We start from the raw sequence: 17,850 nt of genomic DNA on the forward strand, positions 1-17,850 counted from the left end.
CAATATTAGGCGTGAGGAGACAACGCATCGTGACACCGCGGCATTCCGACGGCCAGGGCGCCCCCGGATCCGGCCGGCCCCGCGCCTCCTCGCGCGGCATGCTGGCCGAGGCGGCGGGCGAGCTGTTCCTCGAGCAGACCTACGCCGGGACGACCGTCGACGACATCGCGCGCCGTGCCGGGGTGAGCCGGGCGACGTTCTTCAACTACTTCTCCGCTAAGAGCGACCTGCTCTGGCTGGAGGTCGACGAGTCCCTGGCGGCGTTCCCCGCCATGCTCGCCCACGCCGACGACGACGTGGAGCCGATGGCGGCCGTGCTCGCCGCGGTCCTCCGCCTGGCCGACGGCTTCGGGCCGGAGCGGTTGCCGCTCGCGGTGACGCAAGTGGAGCTGATGGGCACCGACGCCGAGCTGCAGGCCTCCGCCCTGCCGCGCTTCCTGTCCGTCGTGCGTCAGGTGGCGGTCGCGATCGCCCGGAGGTCGGGCGACGACGCGGACGGCCTGCTGCCGCGGGCGGCGGCCACGGCGGTCGTCGGAGCGGCGGTCGCGGCGGCGGGCGTCTGGGCCCGCGCCGGCGTCGGCCGCGGCCCGCTGACACCCATCGTCCGGGACGCCGTCGAGCCGGTGTGCGCCGGCTTCGCGGCGGCGCTCGCGAACCGATAGAATGGTGCGAACGACGTCGACCCGGCTATCACCGGCGAGTCTTCGGAAGAACGGCGGGCCCTCGCCCGCTCACTAGAACCGAACGGGGCAGGCCCGTCACAGCCGCAGAACGAGAGGCTTCATCCGGCGCCGCAGGCGGAGGGGGCAAGCGGGGTGGTACCGCGACGGGCGTGCGAGCGCCCGGCGTCCTCGTGCAGATGACGACTGCCAGGAGAGAGATGCCGTACCCCAAGTCCGCACCGGACGGTGCGCCCGAGCCCACGGGACCCGACGCCGAACAGCGCCGTCCCCAGGACGTCACGCCCTCCCCGGCCTTCCCGGAGATCGAGACCGACGTCCTCGCCTTCTGGGCGGAGGACGGCACCTTCCGCGCCTCGGTCGAGAACCGCGAGGGCGAGCCCGAGTGGGTCTTCTACGACGGCCCGCCGTTCGCCAACGGCCTCCCGCACTACGGCCACCTGCTGACCGGCTACGCCAAGGACGTCTTCCCGCGCTTCCAGACGATGCGCGGCAAGAAGGTCGAGCGCCGGTTCGGCTGGGACACCCACGGACTCCCGGCCGAGCTGGAGGCGGAGCGGCAGCTCGGCATCACCGACAAGAGCCAGATCGAGGAGATGGGCCTCGCCGCCTTCAACCAGGCCGCGAAGGACTCCGTGCTGCGCTACACGCGCGAGTGGCAGGAGTACGTCACCCGCCAGGCGCGCTGGGTCGACTTCGACAACGACTACAAGACGCTCGACACCTCCTACATGGAGTCGGTGATCTGGGCGTTCAAGCAGCTCCACGAGAAGGGGCTCGCCTACGAGGGCCACCGCGTGCTGCCGTACTGCTGGCGCGACCAGACCCCGCTGTCGAACCACGAGCTGCGCATGGACGACGACGTCTACAAGATGCGTCAGGACCAGACGGTCACCGTCACCTTCCCGCTCACCGGCGCGAAGGCGGAGGCCCTCGGCCTCACCGGCGTCCGGGCGCTGGCCTGGACGACGACGCCGTGGACCCTGCCGACCAACCTGGCGCTCGTCGTCGGGCCGGACATCGAGTACGCCGTCGTCCCCGCCGGCCCCAACGGCGCGGCGGACGTGCACGGACGGGCGAGCGGCCGGCACAGCGCCGGGCTGCGCGAGGAGGACTCGCTGAGCGGCGAGTACCTGCTGGCGGTCGATCTCGTCGGCAACTACGCGAAAGACCTCGGCTACGGCTCCCCGGAGGCCGCGCGCGAGGCGGTCAGCCGCACGGTCGCAGGACGCGAGCTGGAGGGCGTCACCTACGACCGGCTCTGGGACTACTACGCCGACACCGAGAAGTTCGGCACGCAGAACGCGTGGCAGATCCTCGTCGACGACTACGTGACCACCGAGGACGGCACCGGCATCGTCCACCAGGCCCCCGCCTACGGCGAGGACGACCAGCGCGTCTGCGAGGCGGCCGGCATCCCCGTCATCATCTCGGTGGACGACGGCGCTCGGTTCCTCGCCGAGGTGCAGGACGTCGCCGGCCTCCAGGTCTTCGAGGCGAACAAGCCGCTGACGACGCTGCTGCGCGAGGACGGCCGGCTGCTGCGCCAGGCGAGCTACGAGCACTCGTACCCGCACTGCTGGCGCTGCCGCAACCCGCTGATCTACAAGGCGGTGTCGAGCTGGTTCGTGCGCGTGACGGAGTTCCGCGACCGCATGGTGGAGCTCAACCAGGGCATCAACTGGGTGCCGGAGAACGTCAAGGACGGCCAGTTCGGCAAGTGGCTCGCCGGCGCCCGGGACTGGTCCGTCTCGCGCAACCGCTACTTCGGCTCGCCGATCCCGGTCTGGAAGAGCGACGACCCGGAGTTCCCGCGCGTCGACGTCTACGGCTCGCTGGAGGAGCTGGAGCGCGACTTCGGCAGGCTGCCGGTCAACGCCGCGGGCGAGCCCGACCTGCACCGCCCGTTCATCGACGAGCTGACCCGGCCGAACCCCGACGACCCGTCCGGCCGCTCGACCATGCGCCGCATCCCGGACGTGCTCGACGTCTGGTTCGACTCCGGCTCGATGCCGTTCGCGCAGGTGCACTACCCGTTCGAGAACCACGACTGGTTCGACAGCCACAACCCGGCCGACTTCATCGTGGAGTACATCGGGCAGACCCGCGGCTGGTTCTACCTCCTGCACACCCTGGGTACCGCCCTGTTCGACCGCCCCGCCTTCACGAACGTGATCTCGCACGGCATCGTGCTCGGCAGCGACGGCCAGAAGATGTCCAAGTCGCTGCGCAACTACCCGGACGTCAACGAGGTCTTCGACCGCGACGGCTCCGACGCGATGCGCTGGTTCCTGATGTCGAGCCCCGTGCTGCGCGGCGGCAACCTCATCGTCACGGAGGAGGGCATCCGCGAGGGCGTCCGCCAGGTGCTGCTGCCGCTCTGGAGCACGTGGTACTTCTTCTCCCTGTACGCGAACGCCACCGGCTACGAGGCGACGCGCTCGACGGCGTCCACCGACGTGCTCGACCGCTACCTGCTCGCCAAGGCGCGCGATCTGGTGGAGGCCGTGACCGCCGACCTGGAGGGGCTCGACTCGACGCTCGCCGCGGCCAAGCTGCGCGACTTCTCGGACGTGCTCACCAACTGGTACGTGCGCCGCTCGCGCGACCGGTTCTGGACCGGCGTGGCCGAGGACGGCTCGGGCGCCGAGGCGTTCGACACCCTCTACACGGTGCTGGAGACCCTGACCCGGGTCGCCGCCCCGCTGCTCCCGCTGGTCAGCGAGCGCATCTGGAAGGACCTCACCGGAGGCCGCAGCGTGCACCTCGCCGACTGGCCTGAGGCGGCGGAGTTCCCGGCCGACGACGCGCTCGTCGACGCGATGGACCGCATCCGCGCGATCAGCTCGACCGCGCTCTCGCTGCGCAAGCAGTCCGGCCGCCGCGTGCGCCTGCCGCTCGCGGCGCTGACCGTGGTCGCGGCCGGCGCGGACGCCCTGCGGCCGTTCGAGGGCATCCTGCGCGACGAGCTCAACGTCAAGGCGGTCGAGCTGGTCGAGCTCGCCGACGACAGCGCGGACGCCTACGGCATCACCAGCAAGCTGACCGTGAACGCCCGCGCAGCGGGCCCGCGCCTCGGCAAGCAGGTGCAGCAGGTCATCCAGGCCGCCCGCTCCGGCGACTGGTCGGAGCACGACGGAGTCGTTACGGTGGGCGGCGTGGAGCTGGTCGAGGGCGAGTACCAACTGGTCCTGGAGACCGCTCAGGCCGACGACGAGGCCACCTCGGCGCTCGCGCTGCTGCCCGGCGGCGGCTTCGTCCTCCTCGACACGGCCACGACGCCGGCGCTGGAGGCCGAGGGCCTGGCCCGCGACGTCATCCGCGCCGTGCAGGACACCCGCAAGGCCGCCGGGCTCGACGTGAGCGACCGGATCGAGCTGAGCGTCGCGTTCGAGCACGACGACGACGTGGCGGCCATCGCGCTCGCGGGCGAGGCCGTCGACATCGCGGCCGAGACCCTGGCGCTGGAGTTCGAGTTCGTCTCGGCGGGCGACCGCTCCGCCGACGGCCGCGACGACTTCAGCAAGGACTTCGCCGCAGGACTGTACGCGAACGCGGGCCGGTTCACTGTCGGCGTGACGAAGGTGGAGGTGACCCGATGACCGACGACGACGAGCTGCGCGAGGAGGCCGAGGCCGTCTACCAGGCCCTCCTCGCCCGCGTCGGCGAGGGCGCCCCCGAGCGCCGCCTCGACGCGACCCGTCGCGCCGTGGAGCTGCTGGGCGACCCGCAGCGGGCGTACCCGATCATCCACATCACCGGGACGAACGGGAAGACCTCGACCAGCCGCATCGCCGAGAGCATCCTCCGTGCCTACGGCCTGCGCACGGGTCTGCTGACCAGCCCGCACCTGGTGCGCTTCAACGAGCGCATCATGATCGACGGCGTGCCGATCTCCGACGAGGCCCTGGTGAGCAACTGGGAGGACGTGCGTCCGTATCTGGAGATCGTCGACGCCGAGCTGCAGGAGCAGGGCAAAGCGCCGCTGACCTTCTTCGAGGCGCTGACCGCGCTGGCGTTCGCCGCCTTCGCCGATGCTCCCGTGGACGTCGCCGTGATCGAGGTCGGCATGGGCGGCGAGTGGGACTCCACCAACGTCGGCGACGGCCAAGTGGCCGTCTTCACGCCCATCTCGCTCGACCACACCAAGCAGCTCGGCGGCACCGTCCGCGAGATCGCGCGCACGAAGTCGGGCATCATCAAGCCGTCCGCCGACGTCGTGACCTCGGCGCAGGCCCCGGAGGCCATGACCGAGCTCGAGGAGGCCGCGCGGCTGACCGAGTCGACCCTCGCGGCCCAGCCGCAGGCGTTCGACGTGGTGAGCACGCAGGTCGCCGTGGGCGGCCAGCTCGTCACCGTGCGCGGCCGCGCGGCCACCTACGAGGACGTCTTCCTCCCGCTGTACGGCGACCACCAGGCGCAGAACGCCGCGGTGGCGATCGCGGCGGTCGAGACGTTCCTCGGCCGCGGCACCCAGCCGCTCAAGTCGGACCTGGTGGAGGAGGGCTTCGCCACCGCGACCTCGCCCGGCCGCCTGCAGCTCATCGGGGTCGATCCGACCATCCTGGTCGACGCCGCCCACAACCCGGCGGGCGCCGCGACCCTCGCGGACGCCATGCGCCGGTACTTCGACTTCGACGAGCTCGCGTTCGTGGTCGGCAGCCTGGGCGACAAGGACGCCCGCGGCGTCATCCGCGCCCTCACCCCGGTCGCGTCGCAGTTCTTCGTGACGGAGCCCGCGTCCGACCGCGCCCTGCCCGCCGACGACCTCGGCGACATCGTGCGCGAGGAGGCAGGCGACGAGGCGACGATCGTCTACAGCGACGGCCTGGACGCCCTGGAGGCCGCCCGCGAGTGGGCGGGCGAGGAGCCGCGCCGCGCCGTCGTGGTCACCGGCTCCATCGTGCTGGTCGGCGCCGCGATGGCGTACGCCGACGAGCAGGGCTGGAAGGACGCGACCGCGTGAGCGACGCCAAGCAGCCGCGCCCCCGCCGGCAGCGCTCCCTGCGCGAGAGCCTCGGCTCGATCGTGCTCGGCTTCGAGCTGATCGTTGTCTTCCTCGGCGCGCTCGTGCTCTTCGGGCTGAACGCCCTGCCGGCGTGGGCCGCGCTCGGCGGGGGAGCGCTCGTCGTCGTGCTGATGATCGCGGCCATCGGGCTGATGCGGAATCGCGTCGGCGTCGTCCTCGGCTGGATCGTCCAGCTCCTGGTCGTCGCCGCCGGCTTCCTCCAGCCCGCCTTCTTCATCGTGGGGGCGATCTTCACGGCCATGTGGACCTACTGCATGATCGTCGCCTCCCGCATCGACCGGAACAACATCGACCGGAACAACCGAACGGAGACCAGATGACCACCGCCGTCGAAGAGACCCTCGTCCTCGTCAAGCCCGACGGAGTCGCCCGCAACCTCACGGGCGAGATCCTGCGCCGCATCGAGGCCAAGGGCTACTCGCTCGTCGACCTCCGCATGCTGCAGGCCGACCGCGAGCTGCTCGCCAAGCACTACGCCGAGCACGAGGGCAAGCCCTTCTACGAGCCGCTCGTGGAGTTCATGGAGTCCGGCCCCGTCGTCGCCCTGCGCGTCGCGGGCAACCGCGTGATCGAGGGCTTCCGCTCGCTCGCCGGCGCCACGGACCCGACCACCGCGCTGCCCGGCACGATCCGGGGCGACCTGGCCCGCGACTGGGGCCTCAAGGTGCAGCAGAACCTGGTGCACGGCTCCGACTCGCCCGAGTCGGCGCAGCGCGAGCTCGCGCTCTGGTTCGACTGAGCGCCCACCGAACGAGAACGGCTCCCGGCCTCATGGCCGGGAGCCGTTCTGCGTGATCGGGCGGATCAGACGAACGCGCGGTGGATCCAGTCGAGCTGGATCTGGGCCAGCACCGCGACGATCGCGTAGCTGACGATCGTGATCAGCGGCACCCAGCTGTAGAGCGTGCCGAAGAACCGGCGCGCACGCTCGGGCACCGGGATGTGCCCCTCCTTGAGGTTGTACAGCGTCACCGCCCAGAAGGTGGGGATGGTGACCGTCCAGGTGACCATGCACCAGGGGCAGAGCACGTTGAGCACGGTCAGCGACTGGGTGATGAGGAAGATCACCAGCACAAGCGCGAGCAGGACGCCGACGTTGAACGCGATCCAGTACCAGCGGGCGAAGCGCCCGGCGGCGAACAGGCCGACGCCGACCGCGATGGTCGCGGTCCAGCCGGCGAGGCCGAGGAGCGGGTTCGGGAAGCCGAGGAGCGAGCCCTGCCACGAGTTCAGGTTCTTGCCGCAGCCGACGAGCACGTTGAAGTTGCAGGAGAGTTGGGCGTTCGGGTTCGCGAGCAGGTGGAACTTGTCCTCCGTCAGCATGAACGCGGCCCAGAAGCCGATGAGCCCGGCGACGATCAGGAAGATCGCCAGTGCGGTCGGGCGGCGGTACGCCGCGGGAGCGTGATCGGTCGTCTTGTCGGCGGTCGCGGTCTTCGAGGCAGGCACAGTCGGATTATGGCATGACGCGGCGCGCCCCTTCTGTGAACGCGGGTTGCGCCGGTCCAGGGCCCTCGACATGCGATAATCATTGGATACGTCGTCCCGGCACTACGCCGGCCGACGCGAACAGAAGGCTTGAGGGCGCCAGGTGCGCCCGAATGAACAGCCGGCCATGCAGGCCGGCACAAGACAACGGAGAGCCGGACGCAGGTGCCACGAGCACCGGCAGTCCGAGCCAGGATCACGGCAGGCGCCGCGAGCGGCGCCTCCGACGGAGAGTACCCGGCGAGCGGGTTGCCGCCACCGGTCGAGGAGTGCACCAGCGATGGTGGAAAACGAGAATATCGACAGCACGAACAGCAACGATCAGGGAACGGGAGGACGCAGGCGCCGTGGCATCTTCGGCAGCAGACGGGTGACCCGTCCTGCCGGGACCGCCGAGACGCCCGTGTTCGCCGGTGAGCGCGAGATCGCCGAGCAGGATGTCGTCGCGGAGCAGGTCGACGGCGCCGAGCAGGTGGACGGCGCAGAGGAGTCCGCGACCGACGTGACGGTCGCCGTCACCGAGGAGCCGGCGGAGGCCGTCGCCTCCGCCGTCGACGTCGCGACGCTCGCCGCCGACGGCCACGAGCCTCCCGCCCTGCCGGAGCGCCACGACGACGAGCTGGAGGCGGCAGGCGCCGTCATCCCCGGCCTGCCGCCGACAACGCTGCTTTTCCAGGCCCCTGACATCCTGCCGCTGCCCCCGCTCCCGGACGAGGAGCCGACCGGCACCATGCGCCGCCGCTCGCGCCGCCGTGCGGGCGAGAACGGCCGCACCGAGGCGAACGACCCGGCGAACACCGTCGTCAAGGTCCGCACGCCGCGCGAGCCGGAGCTGATCACCGAGCCGCAGAAGGTCAAGGGCTCGACCCGCCTGGAGGCGAAGAAGCAGCGCCGCCGCGACGGCCGCGACGCCGGACGCCGCCGCCCGGTCATCACCGAGGCGGAGTTCCTGGCGCGCCGCGAGTCCGTCGACCGGCAGATGGTCGTCCGCTCGAAGGGCGGCCGCATCCAGATCGGCGTGCTCGAGGACAAGGTCCTGGTCGAGCACTACGTCGCCCGGTCGCAGGAGGCCTCCCTCATCGGCAACGTTTACCTCGGCCGCGTGCAGAACGTGCTGCCGAGCATGGAGGCGGCCTTCGTCGACATCGGCCGCGGCCGCAACGCCGTGCTCTACTCCGGCGAGGTCGACTGGGACGCCGTCGAGACGGGCAACCAGCCGCGCCGCATCGAGCTGGCCCTCAAGGCGGGCGACCGCGTGCTCGTCCAGGTCACCAAGGACCCGATCGGCCACAAGGGCGCGCGCCTGACCAGCCAGATCTCGCTGCCCGGCCGCTACCTCGTGTACGTGCCGAACGGCTCCATGAACGGGATCAGCCGCAAGCTGCCCGACACCGAGCGCTCGCGGCTCAAGAAGATCCTCAAAGAGGTGCTCCCGGAGAGCGCCGGCGTCATCGTGCGCACGGCCGCCGAGGGCGCCACCGAGGAGCAGCTCACCCTCGACGTCACCCGCCTCACGGCGCAGTGGGCGGACATCAGCCGCCAGGTCGAGACGCAGCAGGCGCCCGCGCTACTGCACAGCGAGCCCGACCTCCTGATCAAGATCATCCGCGACGTCTTCAACGAGGACTTCCAGAAGCTGGTCATCGCCGGCGATGACGCGCGCCAGACGATCGAGAGCTACCTGCGCCAGGTCGCCCCCGACCTGATCGACCGCGTGGAGGCCTACACCGGCGACCGCGACGCGTTCGACGAGTTCCGCATCACCGAGCAGATCGAGAAGGCGCTGGAGCGCAAGGTCTGGCTGCCCTCGGGCGGCTCGCTGGTCATCGACCGCACAGAGGCCATGACCGTGGTCGACGTCAACACCGGCAAGTTCGTCGGCTCGGGCGGCAACCTCGAGGAGACGGTCACCAAGAACAACCTGGAGGCCGCGGAGGAGATCGTCCGCCAGCTCCGGCTGCGCGACATCGGCGGCATCATCGTCGTCGACTTCATCGACATGGTTCTGGAGTCGAACCGCGACCTGGTGCTGCGTCGCCTCATCGAGTGCCTGAGCCGCGACCGGACCAAGCACCAGGTGGCGGAGGTCACCTCGCTCGGTCTCGTCCAGATGACCCGCAAGAAGCTCGGCCTCGGCCTCCTGGAGACCTTCAGCGAGGCCTGCGAGGTCTGCGCCGGCCGCGGCGTGATCGTGCACCACGACCCGGTCGTGAAGCACCGCCAGCCGCAGCAGCAGCCGCAGAGCGAGCGCCGTCGCGGCCGTGGCGGCAACGCGAACGGCAACGGCAACGGCGGAGGCCAGCAGCAGGCCGGCGCGGCGCACACCAGCGGCACGCACGCGATCACGGACGACGCCAAGAACGCACTCGCGCAGATCGCGGCCTCGACCATCCACCCGCACCACGAGGGCCAGCCGCACCAGGAAGGGGAGGCCGCCCCGGCCGCTCAGGCCGCGCCTGCCCCCGAGGTGCCGGCCGCCGACGCAGCGCCCAAGAAGCGCCGCCGCAAGGGCAAGGGCCCGCGCGACGAGCAGCGTCCGGCCGAGACCCCGGCCGCGGCTGCTGAGGCTCCCGCCGAGCCGGTGGCTGCGCAGCAGTCCGCTCCGGCCGCCGACGAGCACCCGCACCTGGACTTCCCGATGATCGATCTTCCCGAGCCGACCGTTCCGGCGGCGCACGCACCGGTCGCGACCGCGGTGGAGACCGAGCTGCTGCTCGACTCCGTGCTGGACTCGCTCCCGCAGCCGAAGGCGCCGGGCCAGGGCCGCAGCCGCGGCAGCCGCCGCGCGAGCACGGCCGTCATCACCGGCGGCCAGATCGCCGGGGAGTCCCGCGAGGACTGATCCGCCTCCCGTGCGCCGTCGCCGACCTGGTCAGTGACGGCGCACGCGGTCGCGCGCCCGCACGCGCAGGCCGCTGGCGATGAGCCGGGCGACCAGTTCCTTGCCTCCGACCGCCACCGCTCCCGCCGCCACGAGCTCGTCGTAGCGGCGGTCAGGCACGTCGTAGTGGTCGAGGTCGAACGCGCGCGCCGGGATGTCCGCCGCGGCGGCGAAGGCGTGCAGCTCGTCCAGCGAGGAGTCGCTGACCAGGTGCGACCACAACATGCCGTGGGCGGGCCATGCCGGGGGATCGATCAGGACCGTCATACAATGATTGTAGGAACCGGTCCCGTCCAGGGTTCCGGTCGGTCTCGACGCTCCCTCGCTGAATTGACGGGTCGTGCAGCGTCGGGTAAAGTTGACCGTTGGTGTGTGCCGGTAGCTTGGTACACCTCCACGGTTTTCTGAGAGCCACCCGCCGCCATCGGCGGGCGAGAGCTCGCCAGTAACTCCCTGAACAAACAAGAGCAGGACAGGTCCACGGCTTCGCCGGGGGAGCTGATCCCCGACGAAAAGGTACGTGAAAGTGGTTTACGCAGTTGTGCGCGCCGGTGGCCGGCAGGAGAAGGTCGAGGTCGGCACCATCGTGACGATGGACCGCATCAAGGCCGACAAGGACGGCAACGTCGAGTTGGCCGCCGTCCTGCTCGTCGACGGTGACAAGATCACCTCCGACGCGAAGTCCCTCGCCAAGGTGACGGTGACCGCCGAGGTCCTCAATGACCTGCGCGGCCCCAAGATCCACATCCAGAAGTTCAAGAACAAGACCGGCTACAAGAAGCGCCAGGGCCACCGTCAGGAGCTCACGCGCGTCAAGATCACCGGCATCAAGTAGCCGACAGAGAACCTCTCGAGGAGAAGAAGACATGGCACACAAAAAGGGCGCGAGCTCCACTCGCAACGGTCGTGACTCCAACGCGCAGCGCCTCGGCGTGAAGCGCTTCGGCGGCCAGACCGTCAACGCCGGCGAGATCCTGGTCCGCCAGCGCGGCACGCACTTCCACCCGGGCGCCAACGTCGGCCGCGGTGGCGACGACACGCTGTTCGCCCTGGAGGCCGGCGCGGTCGAGTTCGGCACCAAGGGCGGCCGCAAGGTCGTCAACATCGTGGCCGTCGAGGCCTGAGCCTCACCCCCACGACAGCACTTCACGGATGGGCGGGCTTCGGCCCGCCCATCCGTCGTTTCACCGATCTAGAGGAGCACCCATGGCCACGTTCGTGGACCGCGTGACATTGCATCTGCGCGCGGGCAACGGCGGAAACGGGTGCGTCTCGGTCCGCCGCGAGAAGTTCAAGCCGCTCGCCGGCCCCGACGGCGGCAACGGCGGCAACGGCGGCGACATCGTGCTCGTGGCCGACCCGCAGGTCACCACCCTGCTCGGCTACCACCGCGCACCGCACCGCTCCAGCGACAACGGCGGCTTCGGGATGGGCGACCACCGCAGCGGCTACACCGGGGTCGAGCTGGAGCTGCCTGTCCCGGTCGGCACCGTGGTCAAGGCGCCCGACGGCGAGGAGCTCGTCGACCTCACCGAGCCCGGCATGCGCTTCGTCGTCGCCGCCGGCGGTCTCGGCGGTCTCGGCAACGCCGCGCTGGCCACCACCAAGCGCAAGGCGCCCGGGTTCGCACTGCTCGGCACGCCCGGCTGGGAGGGCGACGTCCTCCTGGAGCTGAAGACCGTCGCCGACGTCGCGCTCGTCGGCTACCCGTCCGCGGGCAAGTCGAGCCTGATCGCCGCGCTCTCGGCGGCCAAGCCGAAGATCGCGGACTACCCGTTCACCACACTGCACCCCAACCTCGGCGTCGTGCAGGCGGGCGACGTGCGCTACACGGTCGCCGACGTCCCCGGCCTCATCGAGGGCGCGAGCGAGGGCCGTGGCCTCGGCCTGGAGTTCCTGCGTCACGTGGAGCGCTGCTCCGCCCTCCTGCACGTGCTCGACTGCGCCACGCTGGAGCCCGGCCGCGACCCGCTGACCGACCTGGAGGTCATCCGCGGGGAGCTCGCCGCCTACCCGGTTCCCGAGGGCCAGGTTCCGCTGCTGGAGCGCCCGCAGCTCATCGCGCTCAACAAGATCGACGTTCCGGAGGGCCGCGAGCTGGCCGAGTTCGTCCGTCCGGACCTGGAGGCCCGCGGTTACCGCGTGTTCGAGATCTCCAGCGTCAGCCACGAGGGCCTGCGCGCGCTGTCGTTCGCGCTGGCCGAGCTGGTCGAGGAGGCTCGCGCCGCCGAGGCCGCCGAGGCGGAGATCCGCCCCCGCATCGTCATCCGGCCCAAGGCCGTCAACGACTCCGGCTTCACGGTCAAGGTCGAGGGCGGCTCGGACGGCCCCGTCTACCGCATCCTCGGCGCGAAGCCCGAGCGCTGGGTCGCCCAGACCGACTTCGCCAACGACGAGGCCGTCGGCTACCTGGCCGACCGCCTCGCCAAGCTGGGCGTCGAGGACCGCCTGTTCACCGCGGGCGCCGTCGCCGGCTCCACCGTGGTGATCGGCCGCGACAACGGCGTGGTCTTCGACTGGGAGCCCACGCTGACCTCCACGGCCGAGCTGATCGCCTCGCCGCGCGGCACGGACGTGCGCATCGACGCGAGCGCACGCCCCACCCGCAACCAGCGCCGCGAGGACTACTTCGAACGGATGGACGGCAAGGCCGAGGCCCGCGCCGAGCTCCTCCGCGAGAAGGAGGCCGGCCTCTGGCAGGACGACGACTACGACGACTACGACGGCCAGGACTCCGGATCCCGGGGTGAGGCGGAAGGCGGGACGGGCAAGGAATGACGATCGACGAGCGCGCCCAGGTCCCCACCGCCCGACGGATCGTCGTCAAGGTCGGCTCGTCGTCGATCAGCGGCGACAACGCAGGGCAGATCGCCCCGCTCGTCGACGCCCTCGCCGAGGCCCACGGCCGCGGCTCACAGGTCATCCTGGTGTCCTCCGGCGCGATCGCCACCGGCCTCCCGTACCTCTCGCTGGACGGTCGCCCGACCGACCTGGCCACCCAGCAGGCGGCGGCCGCCGTCGGCCAGAACGTGCTCATCTACCGGTACCAAGACAGCCTGGACCGGTACGAGATCGTCGCCGGGCAGGTGCTGCTCACCGCGGGGGACATGGAGAACCCGACCCACCGCAGCAACGCCAAGCGCGCGATGGAACGGCTGCTCGACCTGCGCATCCTGCCCATCGTCAACGAGAACGACACCGTGGCCACCCATGAGATCCGGTTCGGCGACAACGACCGGCTCGCCGCGCTGGTGGCGCTGCTGGTGGAGGCCGACCTCCTCGTCCTGCTCTCGGACGTGGACGCGCTCTACACGAAGCCCCCGCAGGAGCCCGGCGCCGAGCGCATCGGGCACGTCGGCTGGCAGGACGAGCTCGCGGGCGTCGAGATCGGCTCCACCGGGCTGTCCGGGGTCGGCACCGGGGGAGCGCTGACCAAGGTGTCGGCCGCGCGCCAGGCCGCCGAGCGCGGGACTGCCGTCATCCTCACGGCGACGACCCTCGTGTCGGAGGCACTGCGCGGCGAGACCGTCGGCACGTGGTTCGCTCCCGCGCCCAGCTCGGACGCCGTGGCGGCCCCCGCTCCGGCGCACGACCCCGAGGCTGCGCAACCCGCCACCGCCTAGACTTGACCCATGTCCTCGACCGTCGCCGCCCCCACCTCGCTCGCTGATCGCCTGAGTGCGGCCAAGGCCGCGTCGCTGCCGCTGGCGACCGCGACGACCGAGCAGAAGAACGCGGCGCTGCGCGCCATCGCCGACGGTGTCGTCGCCGCCGAGCAGAGCATCCTCGCCGCCAACGAGCTCGACCTCGCCAACGGGCGTGAGAACGGGCTCTCCGCCGGCCTGCTCGACCGGCTCACGCTGACCCCGGCCCGGCTGCAGGGCCTCGCCGACGCGGTGCTGGAGGTCGTCGGGCTCACCGACCCGGTCGGCCAGGTGGTGCGCGGCAGCGACCTCCCGATCGGCGTGAAGATCGCCCAGACCCGCGTGCCGTTCGGCGTGGTGGGCGCGATCTACGAGGCCAGGCCGAACGTCACCATCGACATCGCGTCGCTCGCGATCAAGAGCGGCAACGCCGTCGTGCTGCGCGGGGGCACCGCGGCACTCAACACCAACGCCGTGCTCGTGGGGGTCGTCCGCGACGCCCTCGCGAGCGCCGGCCTCCCGGCCGACGCCGCGCAGACCATCGACCAGTTCGGCCGCGACGGCGCGAACGAGCTGATGCGCGCCCGCGGCCTGGTCGATGTGCTGATCCCGCGGGGGAGCGCCGACCTCATCCAGGCCGTCGTCACGCAGTCGAGCGTCCCGGTGATCGAGACCGGCGCCGGCGTCGTCCACATCGTGCTGGACGAGAGCGCGCGCGAGGACTGGGCGGTCGACATCGTCCGCAACGCCAAGGTCCAGCGTCCCAGCGTCTGCAACGCCGTGGAGACCCTGCTCGTGCACCGGAACGCCGCTGCACGCCTGCTGCCCGCCGTGCTCGGCGCGCTCGCGGAGGCCGGCGTCATGATCCACGCCGACGAGATCGCGCTGCCGTACGCCCCCGGCGGCGTCCCGGTCACGGACGAGGACTACGCGACAGAGCACATGAGCCTCGACATCTCGGTGCGCGTCGTGGACGACCTCGACGCCGCGATCGCCCACATCCGCCGGTACTCCACGCAGCACACCGAGGCGATCGTCACCAACGACCTCGGCAACGCCGACCGCTTCCTCGCGGAGGTCGACTCGGCGGTCGTCATGGTCAACGCCTCCACCCGGTTCACCGACGGCGGCGAGTTCGGCTTCGGCGCGGAGGTCGGCATCTCCACCCAGAAGCTGCACGCGCGCGGCCCGATGGGGCTGCCCGAGCTGACGAGCACCAAGTGGATCGTGCGCGGGTCCGGCCAGATCCGCGGCTGAACGACCGCTAGACTGAGAAACGGCCTCGCGCCACCGCGCCTTCACCACAGCGCCCCGAAAGGAACACCACCGATGTCCCAGTTGACGACCATCATCGCCGCGGCCGCGGAGACCCACGTCGCGCTGCCCATTCCCACCTGGGCCTACGGCACGATCGCGATCGTCACCTTCCTGTGCCTGCTCGGTGTCATGTTCAGCTTCCGCGACGTGGCCAACCGCCACGCCCACCGCTCGACGCCCGACGCCGCGTCGCACGCCGCAGCCCCCGGCGCCACCCACCACGGCTCCGGTCACCCGACCCAGGGGCACTGAGGCCACACCGACCGCAGCACATGGAGCTGACCGAGAAGAGCCGTCCACGCATCGGCGTGATGGGCGGCACGTTCGATCCGATCCATCACGGCCACCTGGTCGCCGCGAGCGAGGTCGCGCAGTCGTTCGACCTCGACGAGGTCGTCTTCGTGCCGACCGGCCAGCCCTGGCAGAAGGGCGAGGTCACGACCGCCGAGCACCGCTATCTGATGACGGTGATCGCGACGGCCTCCAACCCGCGGTTCACCGTCAGCCGGGTGGACGTCGACCGCGTCGGGCCCACCTACACGATCGACACCCTCCGCGATCTGCGCCGGGAGCGACCGGACGCGGAGTTCTTCTTCATCACCGGCGCCGACGCCATCGCGCAGATCCTGAGCTGGCGCGATTTCGACGAGCTGTGGAAGCTCGCGCACTTCGTTGCTGTGAGTCGTCCGGGACACGACCTCAATATTTCTGGATTGCCGAAACAGGACGTAAGCTTGTTGGAAGTTCCGGCCCTGGCGATCTCGTCCACCGACTGCCGGAGCCGGGTGAGCAGGGGATTCCCCGTCTGGTACCTCGTCCCCGACGGGGTGGTCCAGTACATCTCCAAACATCACTTGTATCGGAGCGTGGAATGACGTCATGGCCTGAACAGCCAGCGGAAGCGAGCCAGCCGCTGCAGACACGGCGACAGGCCAGAGAGAGTGAGCGTACGGCGGCTCGTCAAGCGTCGCGCCGTGCGGGCACCTCCGAGGCGACCCCAGCGGGGGAGATCCCCGAGACGTCGTCGACCCCCGGCGTTCAGCCCACGGACGAGGAGCAGGCTCCCGCCATCCCCGCCTCGGCGTTCGCCGAGCCCGGCGTCTCGTCGGGCGGCAGCTTCGACAACCTCCTGTTCAGCGCCCCGCAGCGTCCGGCCGCCGACCCCAGCGCCGACGCCTCCTCGTTCGACCTGTTCCGTCAGGCGCCTGACCCGTCCAAGCCCGAGCCGGTCACGCAGCCGATGTCCGTGCTGCCCGGTTCCGCGTCGGCCCCCGTCCGCGCGACCTCGCAGCAGATCACCACGACCCCGGCCACGGAGTCGGACGACGAGTCCGACCCGACCGGCGAGCGCACGCTCACCCGCCGCGAGCTGCGGGCGATGCTGCAGGCGCAGGCCGCGAACCAGGCGAACCACTCGCCGGCCATCGCCGAGCCGATAGTCCCCGTGACGTTCACCGATGAGGCGGCCCCGGTTTCCGCTTCGAAGCAGGCCGACACCGCGGTGACCTCCTCTCCGACGTCCGTCTTCACCGGCTTCGGGTCGCAGGCTGCCGCCGCTCCGGCTGCCGCCGCTGTGCCCGCCGAGGCGGAGGACGTCTCCGCCCAGGAGCGCCGTCCGTTCACGCCGCCGACCGGACACTGGTCGACGGCGGCCGAGCTGGAGGACGGCTCCGAGCCGATCACCTCCCGCAACGTCGGCCATTCGACCGCCGCCACCACGACCAACGCGCTCATCCTCCCGTCGCTGCCGCAGGCGGACGCGACCGGCCCGCTGACCAGCACAGGCGAGATCCTCGTCACCGGCTCGATCGACCTCCCGCGCACGCTGGGGGCGACCGGCGCCCACGACCGCATCGACTCTTCGGACATCGACCGGCTCCTCGACAGCGAGGAGAACGAGTTCAACACCTCCGAGGTCGCGCCGGTGCGCGCGTCGCGCGCGATCAGCACGCACACGTCGACGCGCGGCGTGATCGCCCCGCCGAAGAAGCGCGGCAACGCCCTCCCCGTCGTGCTCATGGTGACCGCGGGTGTTCTCGCCGTCGGCGTGATCGGCCTGCTGATCGCGGCGTACGTGCTCCACGTCTTCTGATGACCCGCGAACGCCTTTTCTCGACCCGCACTCTCCCGAAGGACTCTCTGTGACCGCAACCCCGCATGCCCGGGAAATCCTCCAGCTCGCGGCCGAGGCCGCCGACTCGAAGGGCGGCGTCGATCTGGTGGCGCTCGACGTCTCCGGCCCGCTGCCGCTGACGGACGCCTTCCTCCTGGTCTCCGGCTCGGTCGAGCGCAACGTGATCGCGATCGCCGGCGAGGTGGAGGACCGCCTGAACGACGCGGGCGTCCGCACGCTGCGCCGCGAGGGCAAGTCGGAGGGTCGCTGGATCCTCCTCGACTTCGGCGACCTGGTGGTGCACGTCTTCCACGAGGAGGACCGGATGTACTACGCCCTCGAGCGTCTCTGGAAGGACTGCCCGGTCCTCCCGCTCGAGCTGCCCGTCCACAGCGCGGATTAGACAGCGCGGAGGAGACGGCGCGCACACGCCCGGGTTGCACGACCGATTTACGTTGCGCCGCCCGCGTGTAGTACGCTTGATGAGTTGCCCGGGGGAGCCCGGTCGACGCGAACAAACTGAATACGGGTCTGTGGCGCAGCTGGTAGCGCACCTGCATGGCATGCAGGGGGTCAGGGGTTCGAGTCCCCTCAGATCCACCGTGTGATGAGTCGGGACATATGTTCCAGATGAGTCGCGACATTGGTTACTCAGAGAGAGCCCGGCCATCGGCCGGGCTCTCTCTGTTGGTTGCGCC

General features: G+C 70.9%; 17 protein-coding genes and 1 tRNA gene. 16 read left to right on the plus strand and 2 right to left on the minus strand.

What is annotated here, in order from left to right; genetic code table 11:
* Positions 1–11 precede the first annotated feature (11 nt).
* From ACFQ9V_RS11685 to ndk, 5 genes are all read left to right on the plus strand, one after another.
* Positions 12–662 (plus strand): TetR/AcrR family transcriptional regulator, encoded by a 651-nt coding sequence (locus ACFQ9V_RS11685; RefSeq protein WP_382459319.1) that lies wholly within the window; start codon positions 12–14, stop codon positions 660–662.
* Between the two features lie 218 nt (positions 663–880).
* A complete protein-coding gene (gene ileS, locus ACFQ9V_RS11690) occupies positions 881–4,282 on the plus strand; it encodes an isoleucine--tRNA ligase (protein WP_382459320.1) in 3,402 nt (1,133 codons plus the stop codon).
* On the plus strand, positions 4,279–5,646 hold the full coding sequence (locus tag ACFQ9V_RS11695; protein ID WP_382459321.1) for a bifunctional folylpolyglutamate synthase/dihydrofolate synthase: 1,368 nt from the start codon (positions 4,279–4,281) through the stop codon (positions 5,644–5,646). The genes ileS and ACFQ9V_RS11695 overlap by 4 nt, the downstream gene beginning before the upstream one ends.
* Entirely contained in the window at positions 5,643–6,029 is a 387-nt protein-coding gene (locus ACFQ9V_RS11700; protein ID WP_382459322.1) for a DUF4233 domain-containing protein, read from the plus strand. Before ACFQ9V_RS11695 ends, ACFQ9V_RS11700 begins: the two co-directional genes overlap by 4 nt.
* Positions 6,026–6,448 carry a nucleoside-diphosphate kinase gene (gene ndk / locus ACFQ9V_RS11705; RefSeq protein WP_370053072.1) on the plus strand — a complete coding sequence of 141 codons (423 nt, stop codon included), beginning with the start codon at positions 6,026–6,028 and terminating at the stop codon, positions 6,446–6,448. Before ACFQ9V_RS11700 ends, ndk begins: the two co-directional genes overlap by 4 nt.
* Positions 6,449–6,513: 65 nt before the next feature.
* On the opposite strand, the gene ACFQ9V_RS11710 is transcribed toward ndk, so the two are convergent.
* Positions 6,514–7,158, minus strand: coding sequence for a vitamin K epoxide reductase family protein (locus tag ACFQ9V_RS11710; protein ID WP_382459323.1), 645 nt, complete (start codon positions 7,156–7,158; stop codon positions 6,514–6,516).
* 319 nt (positions 7,159–7,477) lie between these two features.
* On the opposite strand from ACFQ9V_RS11710, the gene ACFQ9V_RS11715 reads away from it, so the two are divergent.
* Positions 7,478–10,039 carry an Rne/Rng family ribonuclease gene (locus ACFQ9V_RS11715; RefSeq protein WP_382459324.1) on the plus strand — a complete coding sequence of 854 codons (2,562 nt, stop codon included), beginning with the start codon at positions 7,478–7,480 and terminating at the stop codon, positions 10,037–10,039.
* Positions 10,040–10,069: 30 nt separating this feature from the next.
* Here the strand turns inward: ACFQ9V_RS11715 and ACFQ9V_RS11720 are convergent, their stop codons facing one another.
* Complete coding sequence (locus ACFQ9V_RS11720) at positions 10,070–10,345, minus strand: DUF4031 domain-containing protein (protein ID WP_382459325.1); 276 nt, start codon at positions 10,343–10,345, stop codon at positions 10,070–10,072.
* 259 nt (positions 10,346–10,604) lie between these two features.
* Between ACFQ9V_RS11720 and rplU the strand changes: the two genes are divergently transcribed.
* From rplU to ACFQ9V_RS11770, 10 genes are all read left to right on the plus strand, one after another.
* Entirely contained in the window at positions 10,605–10,913 is a 309-nt protein-coding gene (gene rplU, locus ACFQ9V_RS11725; RefSeq protein WP_382459326.1) for a 50S ribosomal protein L21, read from the plus strand.
* Positions 10,914–10,944: 31 nt separating this feature from the next.
* On the plus strand, positions 10,945–11,202 hold the full coding sequence (gene rpmA, locus ACFQ9V_RS11730) for a 50S ribosomal protein L27 (RefSeq protein ID WP_369963520.1): 258 nt from the start codon (positions 10,945–10,947) through the stop codon (positions 11,200–11,202).
* 82 nt (positions 11,203–11,284) lie between these two features.
* Positions 11,285–12,856, plus strand: coding sequence for a GTPase ObgE (gene obgE / locus ACFQ9V_RS11735; RefSeq protein ID WP_382459327.1), 1,572 nt, complete (start codon positions 11,285–11,287; stop codon positions 12,854–12,856).
* Positions 12,853–13,701, plus strand: a complete 849-nt coding sequence (proB, locus tag ACFQ9V_RS11740; RefSeq protein ID WP_382459328.1) for a glutamate 5-kinase — start codon at positions 12,853–12,855, stop codon at positions 13,699–13,701. Before obgE ends, proB begins: the two co-directional genes overlap by 4 nt.
* Before the next feature lie 9 nt (positions 13,702–13,710).
* A complete protein-coding gene (locus tag ACFQ9V_RS11745) occupies positions 13,711–14,979 on the plus strand; it encodes a glutamate-5-semialdehyde dehydrogenase (protein ID WP_382459329.1) in 1,269 nt (422 codons plus the stop codon).
* A 72-nt stretch (positions 14,980–15,051) separates the two neighbouring features.
* Entirely contained in the window at positions 15,052–15,291 is a 240-nt protein-coding gene (locus tag ACFQ9V_RS11750) for a hypothetical protein (RefSeq protein WP_382459330.1), read from the plus strand.
* Positions 15,292–15,311: 20 nt separating this feature from the next.
* Positions 15,312–15,914: a nicotinate-nucleotide adenylyltransferase gene (nadD, locus tag ACFQ9V_RS11755; RefSeq protein WP_370053088.1), complete on the plus strand. Its 603-nt coding sequence runs from the start codon at positions 15,312–15,314 to the stop codon at positions 15,912–15,914.
* Complete coding sequence (locus ACFQ9V_RS11760; protein WP_382459331.1) at positions 15,911–17,131, plus strand: hypothetical protein; 1,221 nt, start codon at positions 15,911–15,913, stop codon at positions 17,129–17,131. Before nadD ends, ACFQ9V_RS11760 begins: the two co-directional genes overlap by 4 nt.
* A gap of 49 nt (positions 17,132–17,180) precedes the next feature.
* The gene (rsfS, locus tag ACFQ9V_RS11765) at positions 17,181–17,555 is read left to right on the plus strand and encodes a ribosome silencing factor (RefSeq protein WP_382459332.1); all 375 of its coding nucleotides are present in this window, start codon (positions 17,181–17,183) and stop codon (positions 17,553–17,555) included.
* Positions 17,556–17,679: 124 nt separating this feature from the next.
* Positions 17,680–17,752 (plus strand) — tRNA-Ala (locus ACFQ9V_RS11770).
* Positions 17,753–17,850 lie beyond the last annotated feature (98 nt).

Source organism: Leifsonia sp. NPDC056665 (assembly GCF_042791795.1).
GTDB lineage: Bacteria > Actinomycetota > Actinomycetes > Actinomycetales > Microbacteriaceae > Leifsonia.